Origin of the sequence: Listeria aquatica FSL S10-1188 (assembly GCF_000525795.1) — a bacterium.
Lineage (GTDB): Bacteria > Bacillota > Bacilli > Lactobacillales > Listeriaceae > Listeria > Listeria aquatica.
In genome coordinates, this window is sequence record NZ_AOCG01000003.1 from 121,394 (window position 1) to 141,654 (window position 20,261).

A 20,261-nucleotide genomic window follows, 5' to 3' on the forward strand; every position below is an offset into this window, starting at 1 on the left:
TATTATACCCCATGGGGTATAATAAGTAAATAGACTAATTAAAAAAGCAGATAGGAAATCACGAATGATTTTCTATCTGCTTTTACTTAGACGGCTTGAGCGCCTGTAAATTGACTATTATAAAGATCGGCGTAAAAGCCATTTTCAGCTAATAGTTCTTGGTGAGTACCCTGTTCAATAACATCGCCATGATTCATAACGAGTATCAAATCAGCATCGCGAATCGTTGACAGCCGGTGGGCAATCACAAAACTTGTCCGCCCTTCCATCAAGTTCCCCATTGCAAGTTGAATGTTTAGTTCCGTACGCGTATCTACACTTGATGTCGCTTCATCCAAAATGAGGATCGATGGATCTGATAAAATTGCTCTCGCAATCGTCAAGAGTTGTTTTTGTCCTTGCGAAATATTCGAACCTTCTTCATTTAGCATCGTGTCATAGCCATCTGGCAAGCGGCGAATAAAGTCATCCGCATAAGCAGCTTTTGCAGCTTGAACGACTTCTTCTTTTGTTGCCCCGTCACGACCATAAGCAATGTTTTCAGCAATCGTACCATTAAAGAGCCAAGTATCTTGTAAGACCATGCCAAATTTCGAGCGAACATCTTCTTTCGTCATATCGCGCGTATCCACACCTTCGATACGAATCGCGCCCCCGTTCACATCATAAAAGCGCATCAGTAAGTTGATAATCGTCGTCTTCCCAGCACCTGTTGGCCCGACAATCGCTACCATCTGACCTTCATTCACTTTAATGTTCAAATCATTCATCAGTGGTTTATCTGGTGTATAGCCAAATTCTACGTGGTCAAACACAATGCTATTCTTTTCTGATTCGACAACTGGAATTTGTTCTGGGATAGTATCTGTTTCTTCTGGTTCATCCATAATTTCAAATACCCGTTCTGCTGAAGCGATGGTCGACTGAATGACATTCGCGATATTCGCAACGCTCGAAATGGGTTGTGAGAACAATTGAACGTATTGTGTAAAGGCTTGGATATCCCCAACTTGAAGCGTTCCGTTTGTGACAAAAATCCCGCCCCCAACGCAGACAGCTACATAACCAAGATTTCCAACAAATTGCATCATCGGCATCATGATTCCCGAAATGAATTGCGCTTTTTTAGCAGCCTTGTAGTAATCATCGTTGACCGTTTCAAATGTACCTAGCGTGGCTTTTTCTTGCCCAAATGCTTTAACAATCGTTTGCCCGCCGTAAGTTTCTTCTACCGTGTCATTTAAAATTCCAAGATTTCGTTGTTGAGCGGCAAAGAATGCTTGTGACTTACCAGCGATAATTGCAACAATGATAATGCTTAGGGGTACTGTTGCGACAACAATCAACGTCATTTGCCAGCTAATCGTGAGCATCATAATGAGCACACCGACAAGTTGGACAACTGCCGTAATCGCTTGTGTAAGCGACTGTTGCAAAGTATTAGCGATATTATCCATATCGTTTACAGCTCGACTTAAAATATCGCCATTTGAACGTGTATCATAGTAACGTAGCGGCAAACGTGCCATTTTTTCTTTTAAATCTTTCCGCATATCGTAAACCGTTCGCTGGGCTACGCTTGACATGACAAATTGTTGAATAAAGTTGAAAATCGAGCTTCCTAGATAAAGCAGGAAAACCACAAACAAAATATCAAAAATCTTGTCGTCATTAATTCCAGCTGGACTCATAACACCTTTAAAAATCTCTGTTGTTGCCTTCCCGAGTTCTCGTGGACTAAAAATATTAAAAATCGTTGAGAGAATCGCAAAAAGGAAAACTACTGAAATAGCAATCGTTCTTGGCTTCATATAACCAAGTAGACGCGATAAAGTTTTACCAAAGTTTTTCGGTTTTGAAGTCATTCCTATGCCTCCACCATGACCGTGTCCTGGACTCATGCTATCTCCTCCTCTGAAAGTTGCGAACGCATAATTTCTTGATAAATCTCGTTCGATTCTTTAAGTTCTTCGTGTGTACCGATGCCCGCTATTTTACCTTCATTTAGTACGATGATTTGATCGGCATCGACTACCGAGGTAATTCGCTGCGCCACAATCAATGTCACAGCATCTTCTGTTTCAGATTTTAATCGTTTGCGCAGTTTGGCATCTGTTTTAAAATCGAGCGCTGAAAAACTGTCATCAAAAATATAAATATCCGGTTTACGAATAAGCGCCCGCGCAATCGCCAGTCGTTGTTTTTGCCCGCCAGAAAAATTATTCCCGCCTTGCTCAACGCGTGCTTGAAGCCCTTTCGAGCCACGTTCGACAAAGTTTTTAGCTTGGGCAATTTCAAGTGCTTCCCAAATTTCTTCTTCTGTCGCATTTTCTTTCCCATATCGCATATTGGATTCAATATCCCCAGTAAATAAAACAGCTTTTTGTGGCACTAAACCAATTTTTTCTCGTAAAACAGCTTGGCTCATTTCACGCACATCCACACCATCCACTTTGACACTGCCCGTTTCGACATCATAAAACCGCGGAATCATGTTGATTAGCGTAGATTTTCCTGAACCAGTACTTCCGATGATTGCAACCGTTTCCCCCGGCTTTCGCCTTAAAAGAAATGTTTTCAATAACCGGTTTTTCAGCTCCCTCATAGCGGAAAGTTGCTTGATTAAATTCCAGACGAGTTGGTTTTTCACCGTTTTTAGGGGAGGCAGGATCGACGATCTCAGCTTGCATTTCGAGCACCTCGTTAATCCTTTCAGCTGAAGCCCCTGCACGTGGAATGAAAATAAACACGGCTGAAAGCATCATGAAACTCATCATAATTTGCATCGCATATTGAATGAACGCCATTAAGTCCCCAACCATCATACTGCCCTCGCTGATAAAATGCGAGCCAATCCAAATGACTGCGATACTCGTTAAATTCATGATTAACATCATGATTGGACTCATAAGCGCAAGTAACCTGTTAACACCAATCGCTGTGACCGCATAATCATTGTTCGCTTCTTCAAATTTCGTAAGCTCATCCTCGTTGCGGTTAAACGCACGAATAACACGAATCCCCGTAAGACCTTCCCGAATCACTCGATTTAGTTTATCCATTTTCTTTTGCAATTTTTTAAACATCGGCATGGCTTTCCCGCCAAGTCCAATTACAAGTAAAAGAAGCACTGGCAAGACGACAACGAAAATCAGTGACAGTTTGGCATCATGACTCACCGCCATAATGATCCCACCAATCAGCATGATCGGTGCCATCACCATCATCCGTAACATCATATAGAGTACATTTTGAATTTGAACTACATCATTTGTTGTTCTCGTAATAAGTGAAGCCGTTCCAACCTTATTAAATTCCTGCAAAGAAAAGTTTTCAACTTTATTAAAAATTTTATCCCGTAACTCACGCCCAAATCCCATCGAAGTTCTCGAAGCGATGTAAACGATGATCACAGAAAGCAGTACCGCTCCCGCTGAAATAAGCAGCATGAACGAACCCGTTTTCCAAATATAGCTCTTATCGCCTTGCACTATGCCTTTATCAATAATATTGGACATCAAAGTAGGCAAATAAAGCTGCCCTAAGACCTGAATAAAAGTAAGTAGTAGTACGACCGTAATCCCAAGCCAGTAGGATTTCAGGCGTTTCAATAAACGTATCACTTAGGCATGCCGCCTCCTTCTTCATGATTTGCTTTGCTGTTCAGATAATCCGTCAACTTGCTCAAAAGTCGGATTAAAGTTCGCATATCCTCTTCGCCCAGATAACTCTTCATGTCGATAAAACTTTCATGAAAGTAATGAATGATCTGATCCGTCAATTTTTTCCCTTTTTCCGTAAAATTCAGATAAGCCGCGCGCTTGTCTTCCGGATTTTGAATGCGCGTTATAAGGCCTTTTCCTTCGAGGGCATTAATTTGCTGCGTCACACTCGGTCGAGAAACACCCAGCCGCTTACCAATTTCGCTTACGCTCACGCCAAGTTCCGAGTCGCTAATTCGTATTCCCCGAAACAAAGTAAACATGAAGCGAATTTCTGCCTTCGTAAAACCATCGATGTGGAAGTTCATCATCTCTGCTCGCTTAAAGTTCATAAACGCCCGAATGACCGAATATCCCAATTCCCGCTCTTCTGATTGCATCTAACTGACCCTCCTTTTAATTAGTTTGCTTAACTAATTATATGGATTTTGAATAAAAAGTCAAGAGAAAAATTATCATTTTGATAACTTTTTCTAAATCGCTCTATACTTTCAAACTCATTTCCCTTATAATAATTCTTTATTACTGAAAATATCTATTAAGGGAGGATACTTATGGGGGAAGGGATCCATAAACACATGGGGCTTTATGCACTAGCTTGGCCTATTTTTTTAGAACAATTTTTACGAATTATGATTAACTATGTCGATGTGTTCATGCTTGGTCATTATTCGGACGAAGCCGTCGCTGCGACAGGTGTAGCCAATCAAATCCTTGTGATTTCTGTCATCATGTATGGCTTCATTAGCGTTGGCGTTCAAATTTTAGTAGCCCAAATGCTTGGAGCAAGAAAGCATGATATGATCGAAAAAATCATCACAAACGGACTCATCGTTGCCTTTTTCATTGGCATCGCGATGAGCATTGTTTTTATCTTTCTAAGCGATACCTTCTTGCGGTGGCTTGGTTTAAGCGAAGAACTCATTCAAGTCGGCTCTCCATTTCTTGAAATCATCGGCGGAAGCTCGATCATCATTGCCATCCATTCTTCCATCTTACCGATTTTGCGAGTTCATGGATACGTACGCCAAGCTATGCTTGTTCCCATCACGATCAGCATTATCAACGTGGTTGGGAACTATCTCTTCCTCTATGGTTCACTGAGCTTCCTTGATTTAGGGGTCGCCGGAGTTGGAATAGCAACAATGATTGCCAACTTTGTCGGTATGGTCCTTGCTATTTGGATGCTAAAAAAACATATCGGTTACCTCTTTACGTTCAAAAAAATAAAGCTTTGTTCCAAGAAATTGTTGTTCGCCATCTTAAAACTAGGGCTCCCGTCTGCTGGAGAAAACATGTCTTATGCTGGTTCACAACTTGTTGTTACAGCGATCATTGCCTTACTTGGAACAGAAGCGCTCACGACAAAAGTTTACGCATCGAGCGTTAGCCAGTTTGTAGCTTTGTTTGCCATCGCGATTGGTCAAGCCTCTCAAATCATCATCGGACGTGCCGTTGGTGCAAAAGAACTTGACCGAGCTTACGAGCAAGGCTTGCGGAGCTGGAAAATCGGACTTGGAATTGCACTTGTCGTAAGCATCTTACTTTATGTATTCGCAGAACCAGTGATGAGTCTTTTCACAAGCAACGCGATTGTCATTCATATGGTCAAACAACTCTTCTTGCTTTCCATCGGACTGGAATTGTTCCGTGCAACCAATATTATTTTAATCAGCAGTTTAAATGCAACTGGAGACGTGCGCTTTCCATTTATTGTTGGGCTCATCGTCATGTGGATTGTCAGCTTGCCGTTTTCTTACTTACTCGGCATCACAGCCGGGCTTGGCCTTGTTGGCGTTTGGCTTGCTTACCTCATCGACGAAGGAATTCGCTCCGCTTTAATGTTCAAGAGGTGGCGTAGTAAAGTTTGGACACTCAAATCTGTTCTCTAATCTTACAAAACTGTCATCCGAATCTGACAAATTGTCACTTCATTCGAATGAACCAAAATCATCCTTCCTTTATAATGAAATTACGATAAAGGAAAGGATGATTTTTATGAACAGCCATAAAGTTGCGAAATCGCTCAGTTATTTCAGTATACTTTTTGCGCCGATTGTAGTCCCACTTTTCATCTGGGTATTCGCAGACGATAAGGAAGTTCAGCATCACGCCAAAACGGCGCTTGCCACACACGTGCTTCCTGCCATCAGTTTATTTTTATCTTTCGCGATTTTTTCACTCGTGCAAATTAGTACAGATAGCGCAAATACAGCTGGATTCATTGCCTTTACAGCCGTTGTTTCCTTCATCATTGTTTCGATTTTGCTTTTCTTTTTCAACATCATTCGCGGCGTTAAAATGCTCGTACACGATGAAACAGAAGGCTACTATATAACCGAATAAAGATTAAAAAGAGTCGAAACAGCAAATTCGGCTCTTTTTTGATATACTAAAACTGGAACAAGAACAGGGAGTGTGACATACATGCGCTTTATTTTCGCTTATTTAACCGTATTTATCCTAGGCATTTTTTCTTGCATTGGTGTAGAAGCGATCCTTTTTGGAAAGCTAAACGCGGAGCTCATCTTCGCAGCCATCCTGATTGCGGCACCGCTCATCCTCGTTGGCGCAACGATCGCGGAAATCTATTACGGATTCAGTAAAAATGCGACTTGGCTACGCTTTGCCTTCTTTGGCTTTCTTTATGGACTTTTTGCCGTCATCATCATTACTGGTGTCATGCAAGTAGCATCGATGCTTGTCGTCACCTTAATCTCCATCTTAAGCGGCATCATCGCAGCCATATTAGCCCTCATTTTCTTTACCTTCCGAGGCGGCAAAAAAAGTAGCGGCAAAGCTGTGAAATCAAATGATTAATGAAAAACGGAATTTAAAACTAAAAGTTTTAGCTTTAAAATTCCGTTTTTTCTATGTTTGTATTTTATAGTCTATAGATACTATAATGATGCCAAATCATCTGTCTTCTAAACATCTAAAAATATTTTTCTTGATTAATAACAAAGGAGGGCAAGCCAATACGGGCTTGCCCTCCTCTTTTTCACTTATTCAATCCCAAGACCTGCTTTCATTTTCTTAAGAGTTACTTCATTCGACCAATCTGGCCGGTCTGGATAGGCAAACACGGCATTTGTCGCGATGCCATCAAAATTCATCTTGCGCAGTTCCGCAAACAGTGTGTCAAAGTCCACTTCGCCTTCCCCGATATTGAGATGTTGGTGAATTGTGACATCAGCATCTGGCGGATTGATAATGTAACGCAGTCCAAAAGCTGCTTTATGATTGAGCGTATCCGCAAAAAGCACATGAGCAAGTAAATCTCCTGCTTCTTCAAAGTGTTTCGCAACATCCCCGACCCCGTCATCATAATAAAAAGCATGAGCCGTTGAATAGACATATTTGATCCAATCTTTATCCAGCGCCCGAATCATTCGAATCGCTTCCGTATTCGTTTCGATGAAATCATTCGGATGGGCTTGCAAGTTAAGCTTGATCCCTTCTCTTTCAAATAGCGGTATCAACTCTTCCATAGAACGAAGAAAAGCCGCTTCACTTTCTACAGGCATTCGTTTATTCCCACTGAACTCCGTATTCATTAAATCAACACCTAGTTCGGAAGTGATTTCGATGGAACGCTTCCAGTTGCGAACAGCGGCTTTTCGTTCTTCCTCATTTGGTGAAGACCATTGTTGGACAGGAAGGACCGATGAGATTTTAACACCTGCATCCTTTGTGTAGCGCTTTAAATCCGTAATCAGCTGCTTATCCACTTTGGGATATTCATAAAACCAAATAAAATCTTTTCGTGGTGAAAGTTCCAAGTACTCATAGCCAAGCCTTGCTACATGGTCAACCGTGTCTCGCAGATTCGTATTATCCCTGTAATGGGACGGATCATAAGCAAGTTTCATATGTATTCCCCCTATTTACAATCAGTTGAAAACCTTAGTCACAGATAATTAGTCAAAACTTGATTGCTCAATGTCCATTCTGTGTTTTTTCACTCTACCCTCTTCTTGCGACCATTTCGCTTACTCGATTCACTGAACCAAATTCGCGCATTTTTTCTTCCACGACTTCTTCTATGGCAACAAGACTTGGTAGTGTAAGCGCACGCGGCTCAAAAACTTCTGGATTTTCCGTGAGCGTTTCTGTCATTTTCTTTCGCCAAGCTAGATTACACTCCGTATTGATATTAATTTTAGCATGCCCAAGTGCGATCGCTTTTTGAATTTGCTGTGATGGAATACCTGATGCCCCGTGCAATACAAGAGGAACGCCTGTCGCTTTACTGATCACTTCCATTTCAGTAAAGCCAAGCTTCGGTTCGCCTTGATATTCTCCGTGCACAGAACCAAGTGCTGCAGCTAGCGCATCCACCTTTGTGCAAGAAACAAGTTCCACACACTCATTCAAGTCAGCATATTTAATCCCACCAACGAGCCCGTCTTCCATTCCACCGACAGAACCGACTTCCGCTTCGACAGACACCCATTTCGAATGTGCATAATCTGCTACCTTTTTCGTATTTTGGATGTTTTCTTTTATTTGAAGATGCGAACCGTCATACATGACGGAACTGAAACCCGCATCAATGGCCGCAAAACAGCGTTCGACACTTTGCCCGTGATCCAAATGCAACACAACCGGAACAGTAATCTTCATTTCCCGCATCAACTCGTGAACCATCCCCGCAATCGTCTTAAATCCACCAAGATAATCAACTAACCGGTCCGAGGCAGCAACAATAACCGGGGAATTCAAGCGCTCTGCTGTCCGCAGAATCGCTTGAATCCAAATCAGGCCATTGATATTAAATTGTCCCACAGCATAGCCGTTTTCTTTCGCATCCTTCAAACAATGATTCAATGAAACAAATGCCATCCGGGTTCCCCCTTTTCCTTAATAGCGCTTCGCTTTTTTCAATTTTTCTGCACGTTCTGTTGAAGCTTCTAAGACTTGCTCCTTCGTTGAAACTTCCGATACACCAACATTCCAAAATCCTAAATAGCCATCTGACATAGTTTTCGGTAGAACTTTCATTTCAATAAGTGTAGTTCGGTCTTGTTTTTTCGCATCTAAAAGAGCCGCTTCCAGTTCTTTTTTCGTATTCGCGCGATAAACGACAGCCCCATAACCTTCAGCAATTTTCGCATAATCAACATTCATCACGTTTTGATCCTTGTCACGGAACTCACAGTAAAAGCTGTCACTTCCATTTTCCATCTGCAAGTTGTTGATGCAACCAAATCCGGAATTATCAAACAACATGATATTTAATTTATAACCCGTTTGAAGAGAAGTCAGCAGTTCAGAATGAAGCATCACAAAGCTTCCGTCCCCAACTAGCGCATAGACTTCTTGATCTGGGCAAGCTATTTTGGCTCCTAACGCCCCATTAATTTCATAACCCATACAAGAGAATCCATATTCCAAATGATAAGTTTCAGGAACGCTCGGGTTCCAAAGTCGCTGCATATCTCCTGGAAGTGATCCTGCTGATGTTAAAGCAATACTATCTTCTGCAATCGTATCATTAATCGTAATGAGTGCTTCTGTTTGAGTAAATTCCGTTTGAAGCGCGTCTGCATATTCATTAAGCGTTTCTTGCGTAAATTGATCTTTAATTTCTGGATCAAAACTTGCTCGATCGAACTTAATATTCGCAAGCCGTTCTCGCTCTGCCTCCCATTCCGCTTTAAGTTTACCGATTTCATCCCCATAACTCGTCTTATACTCCTGAAGAAGCGGTATCCATTTAAGAAGCGTTGTTTTCGCGTCTGCCACCACCTGAAACGCATCAAATTTATACGTTTGTGGCCGGTTCACGTTGATATTCAAAAATTTCGTTTTGTCATAATTAAACGCCGTTTTCGAGCTCGTCGTAAAATCGGTATAGCGCGTTCCAATGCCAATCACAAGATCAGCATCACGAATCGCTTTATTGGCAGCAAGCGTTCCTAAAATCCCCGTCCCTCCGAGGTTATTCACGAAGGTATACTCAACAGTCGATTTCCCAGCATGTGTTTCAACAAGTGGAATATTACAAGTTTCCGAAAGCTCGATTAGCTCACGACGTGCGCCAGAATAGCGCGCCCCTCCGCCTACAATGATAACTGGACGTTTGCTTTCTTTAATCATGCTCACAGCGCCCGTCACTTCACGTTCAGTCGGAATCATTCGGTTGATGTAATGCACTCTTTTCTCGAAAAATTCAGCGGGATAATCGTATGCTTCACCTTCTGTATCCTGTGCGATACAAACAGTCGCAGGTCCTGCCGTTGCTGGATTTGTCATCACTTCAAAAGCTCGGAGCAAAGCACTCATTAGTTGTTCTGGGCGTTCAACTCGGTCCCAGTAGCGGGAAACCGCTCGCAGTGCATCATTCGTTGTAATCGAAATGCTCGATTCTTGCTCAAGTTGTTGTAAAACTGGGTCTGGTTGGCGTGTTGCAAAGGTATCAGCTGGGAGAAAAAGTACCGGAATATTGTTCGCAAGTGCCGTCCCCGCCGCTGCTGTAAAGTTTGCTGAACCTGGTCCCGCAGAAGCTGTACAAGCAAAAATCTTGCGACGGTTTTTTTTGTTTTGCAAAGCCGATCGCCGCATGTGCCATTCCCTGTTCATTTTTGCCTTGGAATACTTTCAGGTGTCCACGATCTTCTGATAGCGCTTGACCGATTCCAAGCACATTTCCGTGCCCAAAAACAGTGAAGATTCCTTCTACAAAAGGTGTTTCTTCGCCATCAAATTCAATATATTGCGCATTTAAGAATTTTACTAACGCTTGCGCTGTTGTGAGTCGAATTGTTTCGTATGCCACTTCCGTTCCCTCCATCTCTCTTGTTACTTAGCGCCAATTAAGGCTTCAATTTCCGAAGCTTGCGGCATTGCATCAGACGAGCTGTGCTTACTGACGACAATAGATGCAGATGCACTTCCATATTTGAGAGCGGTTTCAATATCTTTTTCTTGGAAGAGCGCGTACAAGAATGCGGAGGCATAGGAGTCACCCGCCCCGAATGTCTTGAGCACTTTCGTTTTGTAAATGCCAGCTTGGTAAATTTGTCCGTTTTTTGTATAAGCGTTTGACCCTTCCGAGCCATGCTTGATAACTACAAGGCTTGCATGATGTTTGAAAAGGCTTTCCACAGTTTGCTCATTATCACCTTTTTTCCCTTCCATCATATCATATTCATCACGCGTCCCAATAACAATATCTGCTTGCTCTGCAACAAGCGAATAATAAACTGCTGTTTCTTCTTCCGAATGCCACGTATACGGCCTGTAATCCAGTTCAAATGCGACAAAGACACCATTTTCACGAGCAAGCTGAACGGCTTTGATTGCCGCTTCTCGGGATGGGCTTTGCGCAAGAGCAGTCCCTGAAATCAGTAGCAATTTAGCTTGTTTGATATAAGAAGCAGAGATTTCACTCGGTTCCAAATAAAGATCTGCCACATTTTCGCGGTACATCAAGATGCTGCATTCATCTGGGCTTTTAATTTCTGTAAAAGCAAGCCCGACTTTGCGGCCTTCCGTATCTCTCACCATTCCGCTTGTATCAATTCCTAAGTTTTCCATATAACTTTTGATAAAATTCCCATGTTGGTCCTCTGGAATCTTTCCTATAAAACCCGCTTTCAAGCCAAGTTTAGAAACCCCAATTGCAATATTTGCGGGCGAGCCGCCAACATATTTTGAAAAGGTCATCGTTTCTTCCATCGGGCGGTTATATTCGACAGCATTCAAATCAATACAAGCTCGCCCAAGCGCGATAATATCAAATTTAGCTTCTTTATTTTTATTTAAGTTCATCATTTCCATCCACTACTCCCTTTCTAAAATCCATTCATGATCTGGATCGTTATGGAATTTCCAAATTTTCGTCGGTCCAGCCATCACATTTAGATAGTATGACGTGTAGCCATCTGGAACGCCAACTGGATGGTAACCTTTTGGTACAAGGACCACATCACGATTTTCAATCGCCATTGTTTCATCAAGTGTACGATCATCAGTATACACACGTTGGAACAAGAAGCCTTGTCCCGGATCAATTTCATGATAATAACTTTCTTCAAGCAAGGATTCATTTGGCAAATTATCCACGTCGTGCTTATGTGGCGGATAGCTCGAGAAATTGCCACCATCCGTATATACTTCAACTACAAGAAGGCTATCCGCAAGTTTACTATCATCAGGCAAGATGTTGTGCACATGTCGCTTATTTTGATACTTGCCTCTGTCTTCAGTCGTGTTATCCTCGGCTTTAATCAGCGTGACATCAAGCGGCTTGTCCGCTTTCGCATAACAAAGTGCTACACGCGAATCCCCCGTTTCCCCTTTAATCGTGAAACTTTCGCCAGTTCCGATATACACGCTATCAGTCGGAATTTTGTCAAAAACACTCGCACGCGTTCCAATGTTTTCAAAGGTTTTACCGCCTGCAGAAACAGAGATTTTTCCTGCTAGAGCAACGGCGCAGCATTCCACACCGCTCAAACTTTCTTCGTAAATCGCGCCTTGTTTTAAATCAATCATTTTAAACCCAACATACTCTAATCCTGAATTTGCTTCGTTAATATCTTGAACGAGCGTGACACCTGCAGCGATTTTCGTATTTTGCGGTTTTCTTTGTAATTTACTCATCTTTACTCCTCCTCTTTCTAGTCACGAAAAGCTTTTTGCGAATAACGAGCCGTTACCACTTTTTTGCGTGTATAGAAATCGACGCTATCTTTACCATTGGCGTGTAGCGTACCATAAAATGAAGATTTCCATCCAGAGAATGGGAAGAAAGCCATCGGAGCAGGAACTCCTAGGTTGATTCCTAGCATTCCCGCATCAATATTTTCTCGGAAGTAACGAATTGCATCTGCACTGTTTGTAAAGAGACAAGCCCCATTTGCAAATTCGGATTGATTAGCTATCCCCACTGCATCTTGCAAGTTTTTCGCGCGCATAACCGAAAGTACAGGCGCAAAAATCTCATCTTTCCAAATAGTCATATCCGTTGTAACTTCTTCAAAAATGGTTGGGCCAACGAAGAAACCATTATTTGGTAGTTCTTTTCGTCCATCAAGAGTTAGCTTCGCACCTTCTTCAAGCCCTTTTTCAATATACGAAAGCGTCCGTGCTTTGTTTTCCTCGCGAATAACCGGTCCAAGGAAAACCCCATCATCGAGGCCATTTCCCATTTTCACATTTTCTGCTGCTTCTTTAAGCGCTGCGACAAAACGGTCATAAATGCCATCTTCTACCGTAACAACCGCACAAGCCATACATCTTTCCCCCGCTGATCCAAATGCTGCCGCGATCACATTCGTAACCGTTTCTTTTAAATCGGCATCATTTAAAACAATAGTGTGGTTTTTCGCGCCCGTTAAAGCTTGAACGCGTTTTAAGTTTGCACTACCTGTTTTATAAACGTATTCCCCAACAGGTTTTGAGCCAACGAATGAAACCGCTTTGATAATCGGGTTTTCTAAAATTCCATTTACAACATCGTGGGCCCCGTAAACCAGATTTAAAACGCCGCCCGGAAGGCCTGCTTTTTCAAAAAGCTCAACCAGTTTTTCCATTAATAAAGGCGTTTTTTCTGATGGTTTCAAAATAAACGTGTTTCCAACAGAAATCGCCATCGGGAACATCCAACAAGGAACCATCATCGGAAAGTTAAATGGAGCAATCCCGCCGACCACTCCGATTGGATAGCGATAATTCGTTGCTTCAACATCTGTTGCAATCGAAGAAAGAGAGTCTCCCATCATAAGCGACGGCGAACCTGCCGCAAACTCAACATTTTCAATACCACGCCCTACTTCGCCAAGCGCTTCAGAAAGGTTTTTCCCATTTTCAATCGTAATCAGTTCTGCTAGTTCCTTTTTATGCTCAATCAACAACTGTTGGAAAGCAAATAAAATCCGTGCTCGCCTCGGAACAGCCACTTTACTCCAACTTTCAAAAGCCTTTTCAGCAATTTTAGCTGCTTCATCCAATTCGCTTCTTGTTGAAATCGGAACACGACAGATGATTTCTCCAGTCGCTGGATTGTAAACGTCTTCAAAATTTTCCGTCTTACTTTCGCGCCACTCGCCACCTATGTAGTTTTTAAGCTTCCGAATTTCCGTCATGATCATTCTCCTCTACACTCACAAACATGACCACGTTTTGGACAAGTTTGTTATTTTTTGATTATATTATATATAATAGTTGATAACATTATTTTCGTCAAGGAAAACATCTAAAAAAATGTACATTTTTAACCAAAAAAGAGTAAGTGTTGATTATTTTTTGATAATATGATATAAATAGAACATGTAACATTACCAATATAAATAAAGGTGGCCTACCCATGAAAGTTAAACGAATTCAAGCAATCGAAGATTACATCCATGCTCAGGGAACTGTGAGCCTTGACGATTTGTGTGAGCATTTTAACGTTTCGAAAAACACGATCCGTCGTGATATCAATAAAATTGTAGAGACGAACCGAATTAAGAAAGTCTATGGTGGCGTTGTTTCTGTCTTATCAAATGAAAACGAACTTCTTCCATTTGAAAATCGGGATATCACGAATCACCTTGAAAAAGAAGCGATCGGTTCACTTGGCTCTCATTTAATCGAAAATGATGATTTAATTTTTATTGATTCTGGAACGACGACTCGTTATCTCGTTCAACACATCCCTGCTGCTAAAAATGTAACCATCATCACAAATAATTTAGATGTTATTAACTTAGCAAGCAAAATGGACAATGTTAAAATCATCGTAATCGGTACAACGCTGAAACATCGAACAAAATCCTTTGTTGGCGTTGAAAACTGGTCATTTTTTGATAAATATAACGTCACAAAGGCCTTTATGGCTGCCACCGCTTTTTCCTATGAGCGCGGTGTGATGAACTCTGATAATCTCGAATATGAAATCAAAAAACGAATGATGACTAAAGCGAGCAAGAAAATCCTGATGGTTGATGATAGCAAAGCCGGGAAATCCGCTTTACTAACTTATGGAGCGCTTTCTGATTTCGATTATTTAGTAACTTCTAACACACTACCGGATACCTATCAAGATTACTGCCAGAAACACGATGTTGAAATCATTACGCCCACGGAATAAGGAGGGAATTTAAATGCCTTTATTGAATATCGATATGCTTCGCGGGAAAACGCCCACGGAAAACAAGAAAGTTTTAGATGCCATCCACACGGCGGTTGTAGAAGCTTTTGAAGTGCCAGAACGCGATCGCTATCAAATTTTGAATTTACATGACCCGTCTGAGATGATTCTGCTTGATACCGGACTTGGCTTTGACCGTTCAGACAACCAACTGGTTATTCGAGTGACAAGCAAAAAACGTTCAGAAAAGCAAAAACAACTTTTTTACAAACGAGTCACAGAACGCCTTTTAGATGAATGCCAAATCGAACCTCGCGATGTGATGATTTCCATTGTTGAAAATGGCGATGCAGATTGGTCATTCGGATACGGCGAAGCTCAATTTTTGACTGGAAAACTTTAAATCAGAACGATAACGACCTCACATTTTTCTTTTGAAGCAAAAAGAAAAAATGTGAGGTCTTTTTAGATTTCTTAAGCGAAACCTCTCTTCCTTCTGTCTACCTCCATTTTCTTCTACTAGCGAAATGCTCTTTTCAAGAAGGTGTATTTTTCTACACTAAACCAGTTTAATTTTGGAGAATTCGACTATAGTAAAAAGAAAGCGCTTTCTATATAATAAAGATGTAATGTTAAAGCTTTAACAATTTAACTAATCTATCTTTTCTATCCGGCCGTTTGAAAAGGTATAGGAGGAAAACAAAAAATGAGAAGCAAATTTCGAGGAAGAGATTATTTAGGTTTAAAAGACTTTACGAAAGAAGAAATGACAGAACTAATTGATTTAACTCAGGACTTAAAGCGTAAATGGGTAATGGGCGAACCACATGCTACTTGCGAGATCGTTCTTTTGGGATGATTTTTGAAAAGAAAAGTACTCGGACCAGAAATTCTTTCCACGCAGCAGCAACAGCTTTAGGAGCACAATCTTTTTACTTACGTCCCGATGAACTACAACTTAGCCGCGGGGAACCGATTCGCGATACTGCTAGAATTATCGATCGCTATTTCGACGGTCTGTACATTCGAACATTTGGGCAAGAAATTGTAGAAGAGTTTGCACAATATATGAAAAATCCAGTTATCAACGCCTTAACTGCTCTTGAACACCCTTGTCAGGGATTAACTGACTTAGTGACAATCAAAGAGAAAAAAGGGGACTTTAAAGGATTGAAAGTTTGCTATGCAGGGGACGTTTACAATGTTTGTCATTCTCTCATGATCGGTTCAGCCATGTTTGGAATGGACATTTACGTGGCAGCGCCTAAAGGTTATAATCCAGATCCTGAAATTCTTCGTATCGCAAATGAGCATGCTGCTGTTTCCGGTTCGAAGGTAGTTATTACGCAGGACTTTGATGAAGCTTTGAAAGATGCAGACGTAGTTTATGGCAACACTTGGCATAGTATGGGAGAAAATGAAGAACAAAAAAGAAAAAACGAATCAAAGAATTTATGCCTTACCAAATTAATCAACAAGCTATGGAAAAAGCTCGTAAAGATGCTATCTTCATGCACTGCTTGCCTGGATATCGCGGAGAAGATATGACGAATGAAGTCATTGAAGGATCACAATCTGTCGTCTGGGATCAAGGCGAAAACCGTATGCACACTGTAAAAGCAGTACTGGTTGCAACAACTATTAAATAAAGACACACATTAAAGGCGAGGTTGAGACAAAAATTGGTAAACATTTAGTAGTTCATGCCTTAAAGTCTTTTAAAAACAAATGGGTCAGGAAACTTGAGGATTTTAAAAAAGTCATTTTTATTTTTCCTGACCTACTAATTTTGTCATGGCTTCCCTTCACTTGGAGGTCGAATATGGACACAAAACAATTAAAAAGTGGTGAAACATCAGGAAGAACATTGTCAAAATCTATTAGTATCTGGGGCTATCTAGGAATGGGAATTGGTGCCGTTTTCGGTTCATCTTGGTTACTTATGACCGGAATTTGGCTAGATGCTGCGGGAGGTCCGGTTAATTCGTTAATCGCTTTTATAGCCTGTTTCTTAGTAGAACTTCCACTAGTTTTGGCCTACTATGAAGCAGTTCCAATGATCCCTCTTGCTGGCGGTGAGCTTTCCTATGCCTATCTGGGCTTTGGAAACTTCATTGGTATGATCGTCGGTTGGTTTGGCGTTTTAGTGAATATCATTCTCTGTGCATGGGAAGTTCTAGCTATTACACGGATGCTTTCCTATATGATTCCAGCGATCGATAAGGCTCCCGCTTTATATACGATCGGAGGCGCAGCTGTCACACTTCCGGCCATTCTCTTAGGACTCGTTGTGATTATTGGTATCGGTTTTTTGCAATACAGAGGAACAAAACTATCTTCTAAATTCTCAGCGATCAACACCTCTATCATCATTATCCTTGCTTTAATTTGCGTTGTGATTGGAGCCATAAATTTTGACCCAGCAAATCTGGAACCCTTGCAAATAAAAGGAACTTTAGATGGCTCGCTTAGTCTTTTGGCTATGCTTCCATTTTCTATTGCGGGATGGGAAACGATCTCGAAAGGCGCCCAAGAAGCATCCTCTGGGGTTTCTGTGAAAAAAATAGGATTATCTGTCGTCATTTCGGTCGGGGTTGCCATTACGATGTATATTCTAACACTGATTGTGCCTACTGGTTTAATGCCTTGGCAAGAAATGTCCGGCGTCACAGCACCTTTCGCAACCGCAATGACAAGAATCGGTTTTCCTTTTCTAGGAACATTACTTCTTTTTGCTGCTTGTCTTGGTGTCATCGGTGTTTATAACTCCGTCTTTTTCGGCGCAACTCGTTTGCTTTATTCTTTGGGTGAATACGGCTTGATCCCTAAAAAATTCACGAAACTTCATCGTAAATATAAAACGCCAACAACAGCTATTTTCTTTGTTTCGGCAATCGCCGTTATCGTTTTGTTCGTAGGGCAATCTCTTTTCATTCCACTAGTAAATGTGGCCGCAGTTTCTTACATTATCCTTTGGGGTTCCACACTATTTTCAGTGATTCGACTTAGAAGTAAATATCCAGATCTACCTCGATCAGTGAAAATGCCTGGTGGAAAACCCATGATGATTTACGGAAGTATTGTGTCGATTGCTTTACTTCTCACCATGCTTATCCCTATTAGTCCAGCAGCACTAAACTGGCCATCAGAATATATTTTATTAATCGTACTTTTAGGACTTGGAATTGTACTTTACTTTTTCCGAGATAAGAGTATGAGTGAAACTGAGCGTTCGGAACTCATTTTAGGAAGTTTACACGGAAAAAAAGAGGATTAAAAATAGTGTATTTTCGAATAGGAAGGGAGAAAAAAAATCATGTCAAAAAAAAATCTGGAACAACAGTGCTACTACTCCTTTAAAAAAAAAGTCATTTTATGTCCCCCCACATACCATGAATTTCAACCCATCAACGTTATTACAGAAAAATGGCTAGAAGAAGGCTTTAAGTCAGACCACTCAAAAGCAATGGAAGAACATGCTGAATTAGTAAAGGCCTATGAAGATAATGGTGTAGAAGTCATATTGATGGAGCCCGATCCCAAATTAGCTTATCAAGTTTATGCCAGAGATTTCGGAGCAAGCATTGCTGAAGGTGTGATTATGGGGGCCTTTAGAGAACCCGTTCGTACTGGTGAATCTGCTGTTTATGAAGCGAAGCTAAAAGAACTCGGTGTCCCTGTCGTGGCTAGAACCACTTCTGGCGCTTTTGAAGGCGGAGATTTTTGGTTCCTCGATGAATATACCATTGCACATGGAGTCATCGCCCGCACTGACTGGGATGGGTATAACAATGTCGCTAGACAAATGCGAGAACTAGGCTACACCATGGTAGGCGTAGAATGTGAACGAGAAAATCTCCATCTAGATATGTGTTTCAATATTGTCGGCGAAAAAATTGCTGTCGTTTGTAAAGAAGCCTTACCAAAATGGTTTATTCGGATGCTAGAAAAGCGAGGATTCACATTGATTAACGTCCCTCAAGAAGGAGTCTTCAAGCATCACTGTAACCTGCAAAATATTGGAAACAACAAAGTCATTTCTTTTAAAAAACAACGTAGAAGTCAATCGCCAAATGAAAGAGCTAGGTCTTGAAGTGATTGAAATCAATCTCGAAGAAATACTAAAAGGTGGTGGCGGTCCGCACTGTATGACATTCCCGCTTGAAAGAGGTTAATTCTTTTTTTTACAAGAAACTAGTTAGGTGCCGTAAACTGTCACTAGTCACTTACTACTACCTAGTCACCCTTTACTAATATTTGTCTCTTTGGCTCACTAAAACTAAATCATCAACAATGAAAAGCACCCTTTTTAAGTTCATAAGGGATATTTAGTGAAAAAGCTGAAACATCTCTGTTTCAGCTTTTTCACTACACAGAAATGGAGTGGAATATTATGATGGAAAAACGACTCGTTATTGCACTAGGCGGAAACGCTATTTTATCAGATGATCCAAGTGCAAAAGCGCAACAATTTGCGATTAATAAAACAGCGAAGTATTTAACGGACTTTATTAAAGAAGGTTATCAGTTGATAGTTTCTCACGGTAATGGGCCTCAAGTTGGTAACCTTTTGCTTCAACAGGCTGCAGCTGTAAGTGAAAAAAATCCGGCAATGCCGCTAGATACTTGTGTGGCCATGACAGAAGGAAGCATTGGCTATTGGTTACAAAATGCTTTACAGAATCAATTGAAAAAACAAGGCGTGAAAAAAGAAGTGATATCCGTTGTGACTCAAGTAATCGTTAGCGAACAAGACCCCGCTTTTCAAAAGCCAACCAAACCGGTAGGACCATTTTTATCAAAAGAAGAAGCGAAAATTGAGATGGAGAATACATCTGCTACCTTTGTTGAAGATGCAGGACGCGGTTGGCGAAAAGTGGTCCCTTCCCCGAAGCCTCAAGGTATTGAAGAAGCCGGTGCGATAAAAAAAAATGATTGAAGAAAATATTGTCACCATTTGTGCAGGCGGTGGTGGCGTCTCAGTTATAGAAACAAATCAAGGCTTACAGGGCGTGGAGGCTGTAATTGACAAAGACTTTGCTTCTGAGAAATTAGCAGAACTTGTTGATGCCGATTTATTCATTATTCTAACAGGGGTTGATTATGTTTATGTCAATTTCAATCAGCCTAATCAAAAAGAATTGCATCAAGTTTCGACTGCTGAATTAAAACAGTACGTTCTCGAAAATCAATTTGCTCCCGGTAGCATGTTGCCTAAAATAGAAGCAGCCATCGCATTTGTTGAACAAAGGCCGCAAGCTAAAGCTGTAATTACTTCACTTGAAAATTTGAACCAGTTATTAAAAGGAAATTCTGGTACAATTATTTATAAGGAGTAGACTAATTCCGTTCCCTGTACATGTGAATTCCAAAACTTTTTTAAAGGTTCGTGCCAGTTGCTTATTGAGTCTAAAGCTTACAAATCGATTCCCGGTGATCAACATTAGCAGAAAACT

The 20,261-nt window shown here is 41.2% G+C and carries 18 protein-coding genes and 3 pseudogenes; 12 read left to right on the plus strand and 9 right to left on the minus strand.

Features of this window, described 5'->3' with window-relative positions:
* Positions 1-86: 86 nt before the first annotated feature.
* The 3 genes and pseudogenes from MAQA_RS03130 to MAQA_RS03140 form a co-directional block, all read right to left on the minus strand.
* Positions 87-1,901: an ABC transporter ATP-binding protein gene (locus MAQA_RS03130; RefSeq protein WP_036071281.1), complete on the minus strand. Its 1,815-nt coding sequence runs from the start codon at positions 1,899-1,901 to the stop codon at positions 87-89.
* Positions 1,898-3,623, minus strand: a pseudogene (locus MAQA_RS03135) (ABC transporter ATP-binding protein). Before MAQA_RS03135 ends, MAQA_RS03130 begins: the two are co-directional and overlap by 4 nt.
* Entirely contained in the window at positions 3,620-4,102 is a 483-nt protein-coding gene (locus MAQA_RS03140; RefSeq protein ID WP_036071283.1) for a MarR family winged helix-turn-helix transcriptional regulator, read from the minus strand. The pseudogene MAQA_RS03135 and the gene MAQA_RS03140 overlap by 4 nt, the downstream one beginning before the upstream one ends.
* Before the next feature lie 174 nt (positions 4,103-4,276).
* On the opposite strand from MAQA_RS03140, the gene MAQA_RS03145 reads away from it, so the two are divergent.
* The 3 genes from MAQA_RS03145 (at position 4,277) to MAQA_RS03155 (ending at position 6,542) form a co-directional block, all read left to right on the plus strand.
* Positions 4,277-5,614 carry an MATE family efflux transporter gene (locus MAQA_RS03145; protein ID WP_036071285.1) on the plus strand — a complete coding sequence of 446 codons (1,338 nt, stop codon included), beginning with the start codon at positions 4,277-4,279 and terminating at the stop codon, positions 5,612-5,614.
* A gap of 106 nt (positions 5,615-5,720) precedes the next feature.
* Positions 5,721-6,068, plus strand: coding sequence for a magnetosome magnetite crystal formation protein family (locus MAQA_RS03150; RefSeq protein WP_036071288.1), 348 nt, complete (start codon positions 5,721-5,723; stop codon positions 6,066-6,068).
* Between the two features lie 81 nt (positions 6,069-6,149).
* Positions 6,150-6,542: a hypothetical protein gene (locus MAQA_RS03155; protein ID WP_036071291.1), complete on the plus strand. Its 393-nt coding sequence runs from the start codon at positions 6,150-6,152 to the stop codon at positions 6,540-6,542.
* 185 nt (positions 6,543-6,727) lie between these two features.
* Here the strand turns inward: MAQA_RS03155 and MAQA_RS03160 are convergent, their stop codons facing one another.
* The 6 genes and pseudogenes from MAQA_RS03160 to iolA all read right to left on the minus strand — a co-directional run bounded on the left by MAQA_RS03160 (position 6,728) and on the right by iolA (position 13,816).
* Positions 6,728-7,594 carry a sugar phosphate isomerase/epimerase family protein gene (locus MAQA_RS03160; RefSeq protein ID WP_036071293.1) on the minus strand — a complete coding sequence of 289 codons (867 nt, stop codon included), beginning with the start codon at positions 7,592-7,594 and terminating at the stop codon, positions 6,728-6,730.
* A gap of 94 nt (positions 7,595-7,688) precedes the next feature.
* Positions 7,689-8,567 (minus strand): class II fructose-1,6-bisphosphate aldolase, encoded by an 879-nt coding sequence (fba, locus tag MAQA_RS03165; protein WP_036071296.1) that lies wholly within the window; start codon positions 8,565-8,567, stop codon positions 7,689-7,691.
* An 18-nt stretch (positions 8,568-8,585) separates the two neighbouring features.
* Positions 8,586-10,503, minus strand: a pseudogene (gene iolD / locus MAQA_RS03170) (3D-(3,5/4)-trihydroxycyclohexane-1,2-dione acylhydrolase (decyclizing)).
* 23 nt (positions 10,504-10,526) lie between these two features.
* Positions 10,527-11,498, minus strand: coding sequence for a 5-dehydro-2-deoxygluconokinase (gene iolC / locus MAQA_RS03175; RefSeq protein WP_036071353.1), 972 nt, complete (start codon positions 11,496-11,498; stop codon positions 10,527-10,529).
* A gap of 12 nt (positions 11,499-11,510) precedes the next feature.
* The gene (iolB, locus tag MAQA_RS03180; protein ID WP_036071299.1) at positions 11,511-12,332 is read right to left on the minus strand and encodes a 5-deoxy-glucuronate isomerase; all 822 of its coding nucleotides are present in this window, start codon (positions 12,330-12,332) and stop codon (positions 11,511-11,513) included.
* Between the two features lie 17 nt (positions 12,333-12,349).
* Positions 12,350-13,816, minus strand: a complete 1,467-nt coding sequence (gene iolA, locus MAQA_RS03185; RefSeq protein ID WP_036071301.1) for a methylmalonate-semialdehyde dehydrogenase — start codon at positions 13,814-13,816, stop codon at positions 12,350-12,352.
* A 221-nt stretch (positions 13,817-14,037) separates the two neighbouring features.
* Here iolA and MAQA_RS03190 point away from each other — a divergent pair, with 221 nt between their 5' ends.
* From MAQA_RS03190 to arcC, 9 genes and pseudogenes are all read left to right on the plus strand, one after another.
* Positions 14,038-14,805 carry a DeoR/GlpR family DNA-binding transcription regulator gene (locus MAQA_RS03190; RefSeq protein ID WP_036071304.1) on the plus strand — a complete coding sequence of 256 codons (768 nt, stop codon included), beginning with the start codon at positions 14,038-14,040 and terminating at the stop codon, positions 14,803-14,805.
* Between the two features lie 13 nt (positions 14,806-14,818).
* The gene (locus MAQA_RS03195; RefSeq protein WP_036071306.1) at positions 14,819-15,208 is read left to right on the plus strand and encodes a tautomerase family protein; all 390 of its coding nucleotides are present in this window, start codon (positions 14,819-14,821) and stop codon (positions 15,206-15,208) included.
* Between the two features lie 303 nt (positions 15,209-15,511).
* Positions 15,512-15,664 (plus strand): hypothetical protein, encoded by a 153-nt coding sequence (locus tag MAQA_RS14815; RefSeq protein WP_206537510.1) that lies wholly within the window; start codon positions 15,512-15,514, stop codon positions 15,662-15,664.
* Positions 15,613-16,353, plus strand: coding sequence for an ornithine carbamoyltransferase (locus tag MAQA_RS03200; protein WP_206537511.1), 741 nt, complete (start codon positions 15,613-15,615; stop codon positions 16,351-16,353). Before MAQA_RS14815 ends, MAQA_RS03200 begins: the two co-directional genes overlap by 52 nt.
* Positions 16,287-16,454 carry a hypothetical protein gene (locus tag MAQA_RS16010; protein WP_277619929.1) on the plus strand — a complete coding sequence of 56 codons (168 nt, stop codon included), beginning with the start codon at positions 16,287-16,289 and terminating at the stop codon, positions 16,452-16,454. Before MAQA_RS03200 ends, MAQA_RS16010 begins: the two co-directional genes overlap by 67 nt.
* Before the next feature lie 173 nt (positions 16,455-16,627).
* Positions 16,628-18,082, plus strand: a complete 1,455-nt coding sequence (locus tag MAQA_RS03205; protein ID WP_052008430.1) for an APC family permease — start codon at positions 16,628-16,630, stop codon at positions 18,080-18,082.
* A 39-nt stretch (positions 18,083-18,121) separates the two neighbouring features.
* A complete protein-coding gene (locus MAQA_RS03210) occupies positions 18,122-18,898 on the plus strand; it encodes a dimethylarginine dimethylaminohydrolase family protein (protein ID WP_206537513.1) in 777 nt (258 codons plus the stop codon).
* Positions 18,879-18,980: an arginine deiminase family protein gene (locus MAQA_RS14825; protein ID WP_206537514.1), complete on the plus strand. Its 102-nt coding sequence runs from the start codon at positions 18,879-18,881 to the stop codon at positions 18,978-18,980. The genes MAQA_RS03210 and MAQA_RS14825 overlap by 20 nt, the downstream gene beginning before the upstream one ends.
* A gap of 221 nt (positions 18,981-19,201) precedes the next feature.
* Positions 19,202-20,144 (plus strand): annotated as a pseudogene (gene arcC / locus MAQA_RS03215) (carbamate kinase).
* Positions 20,145-20,261 lie beyond the last annotated feature (117 nt).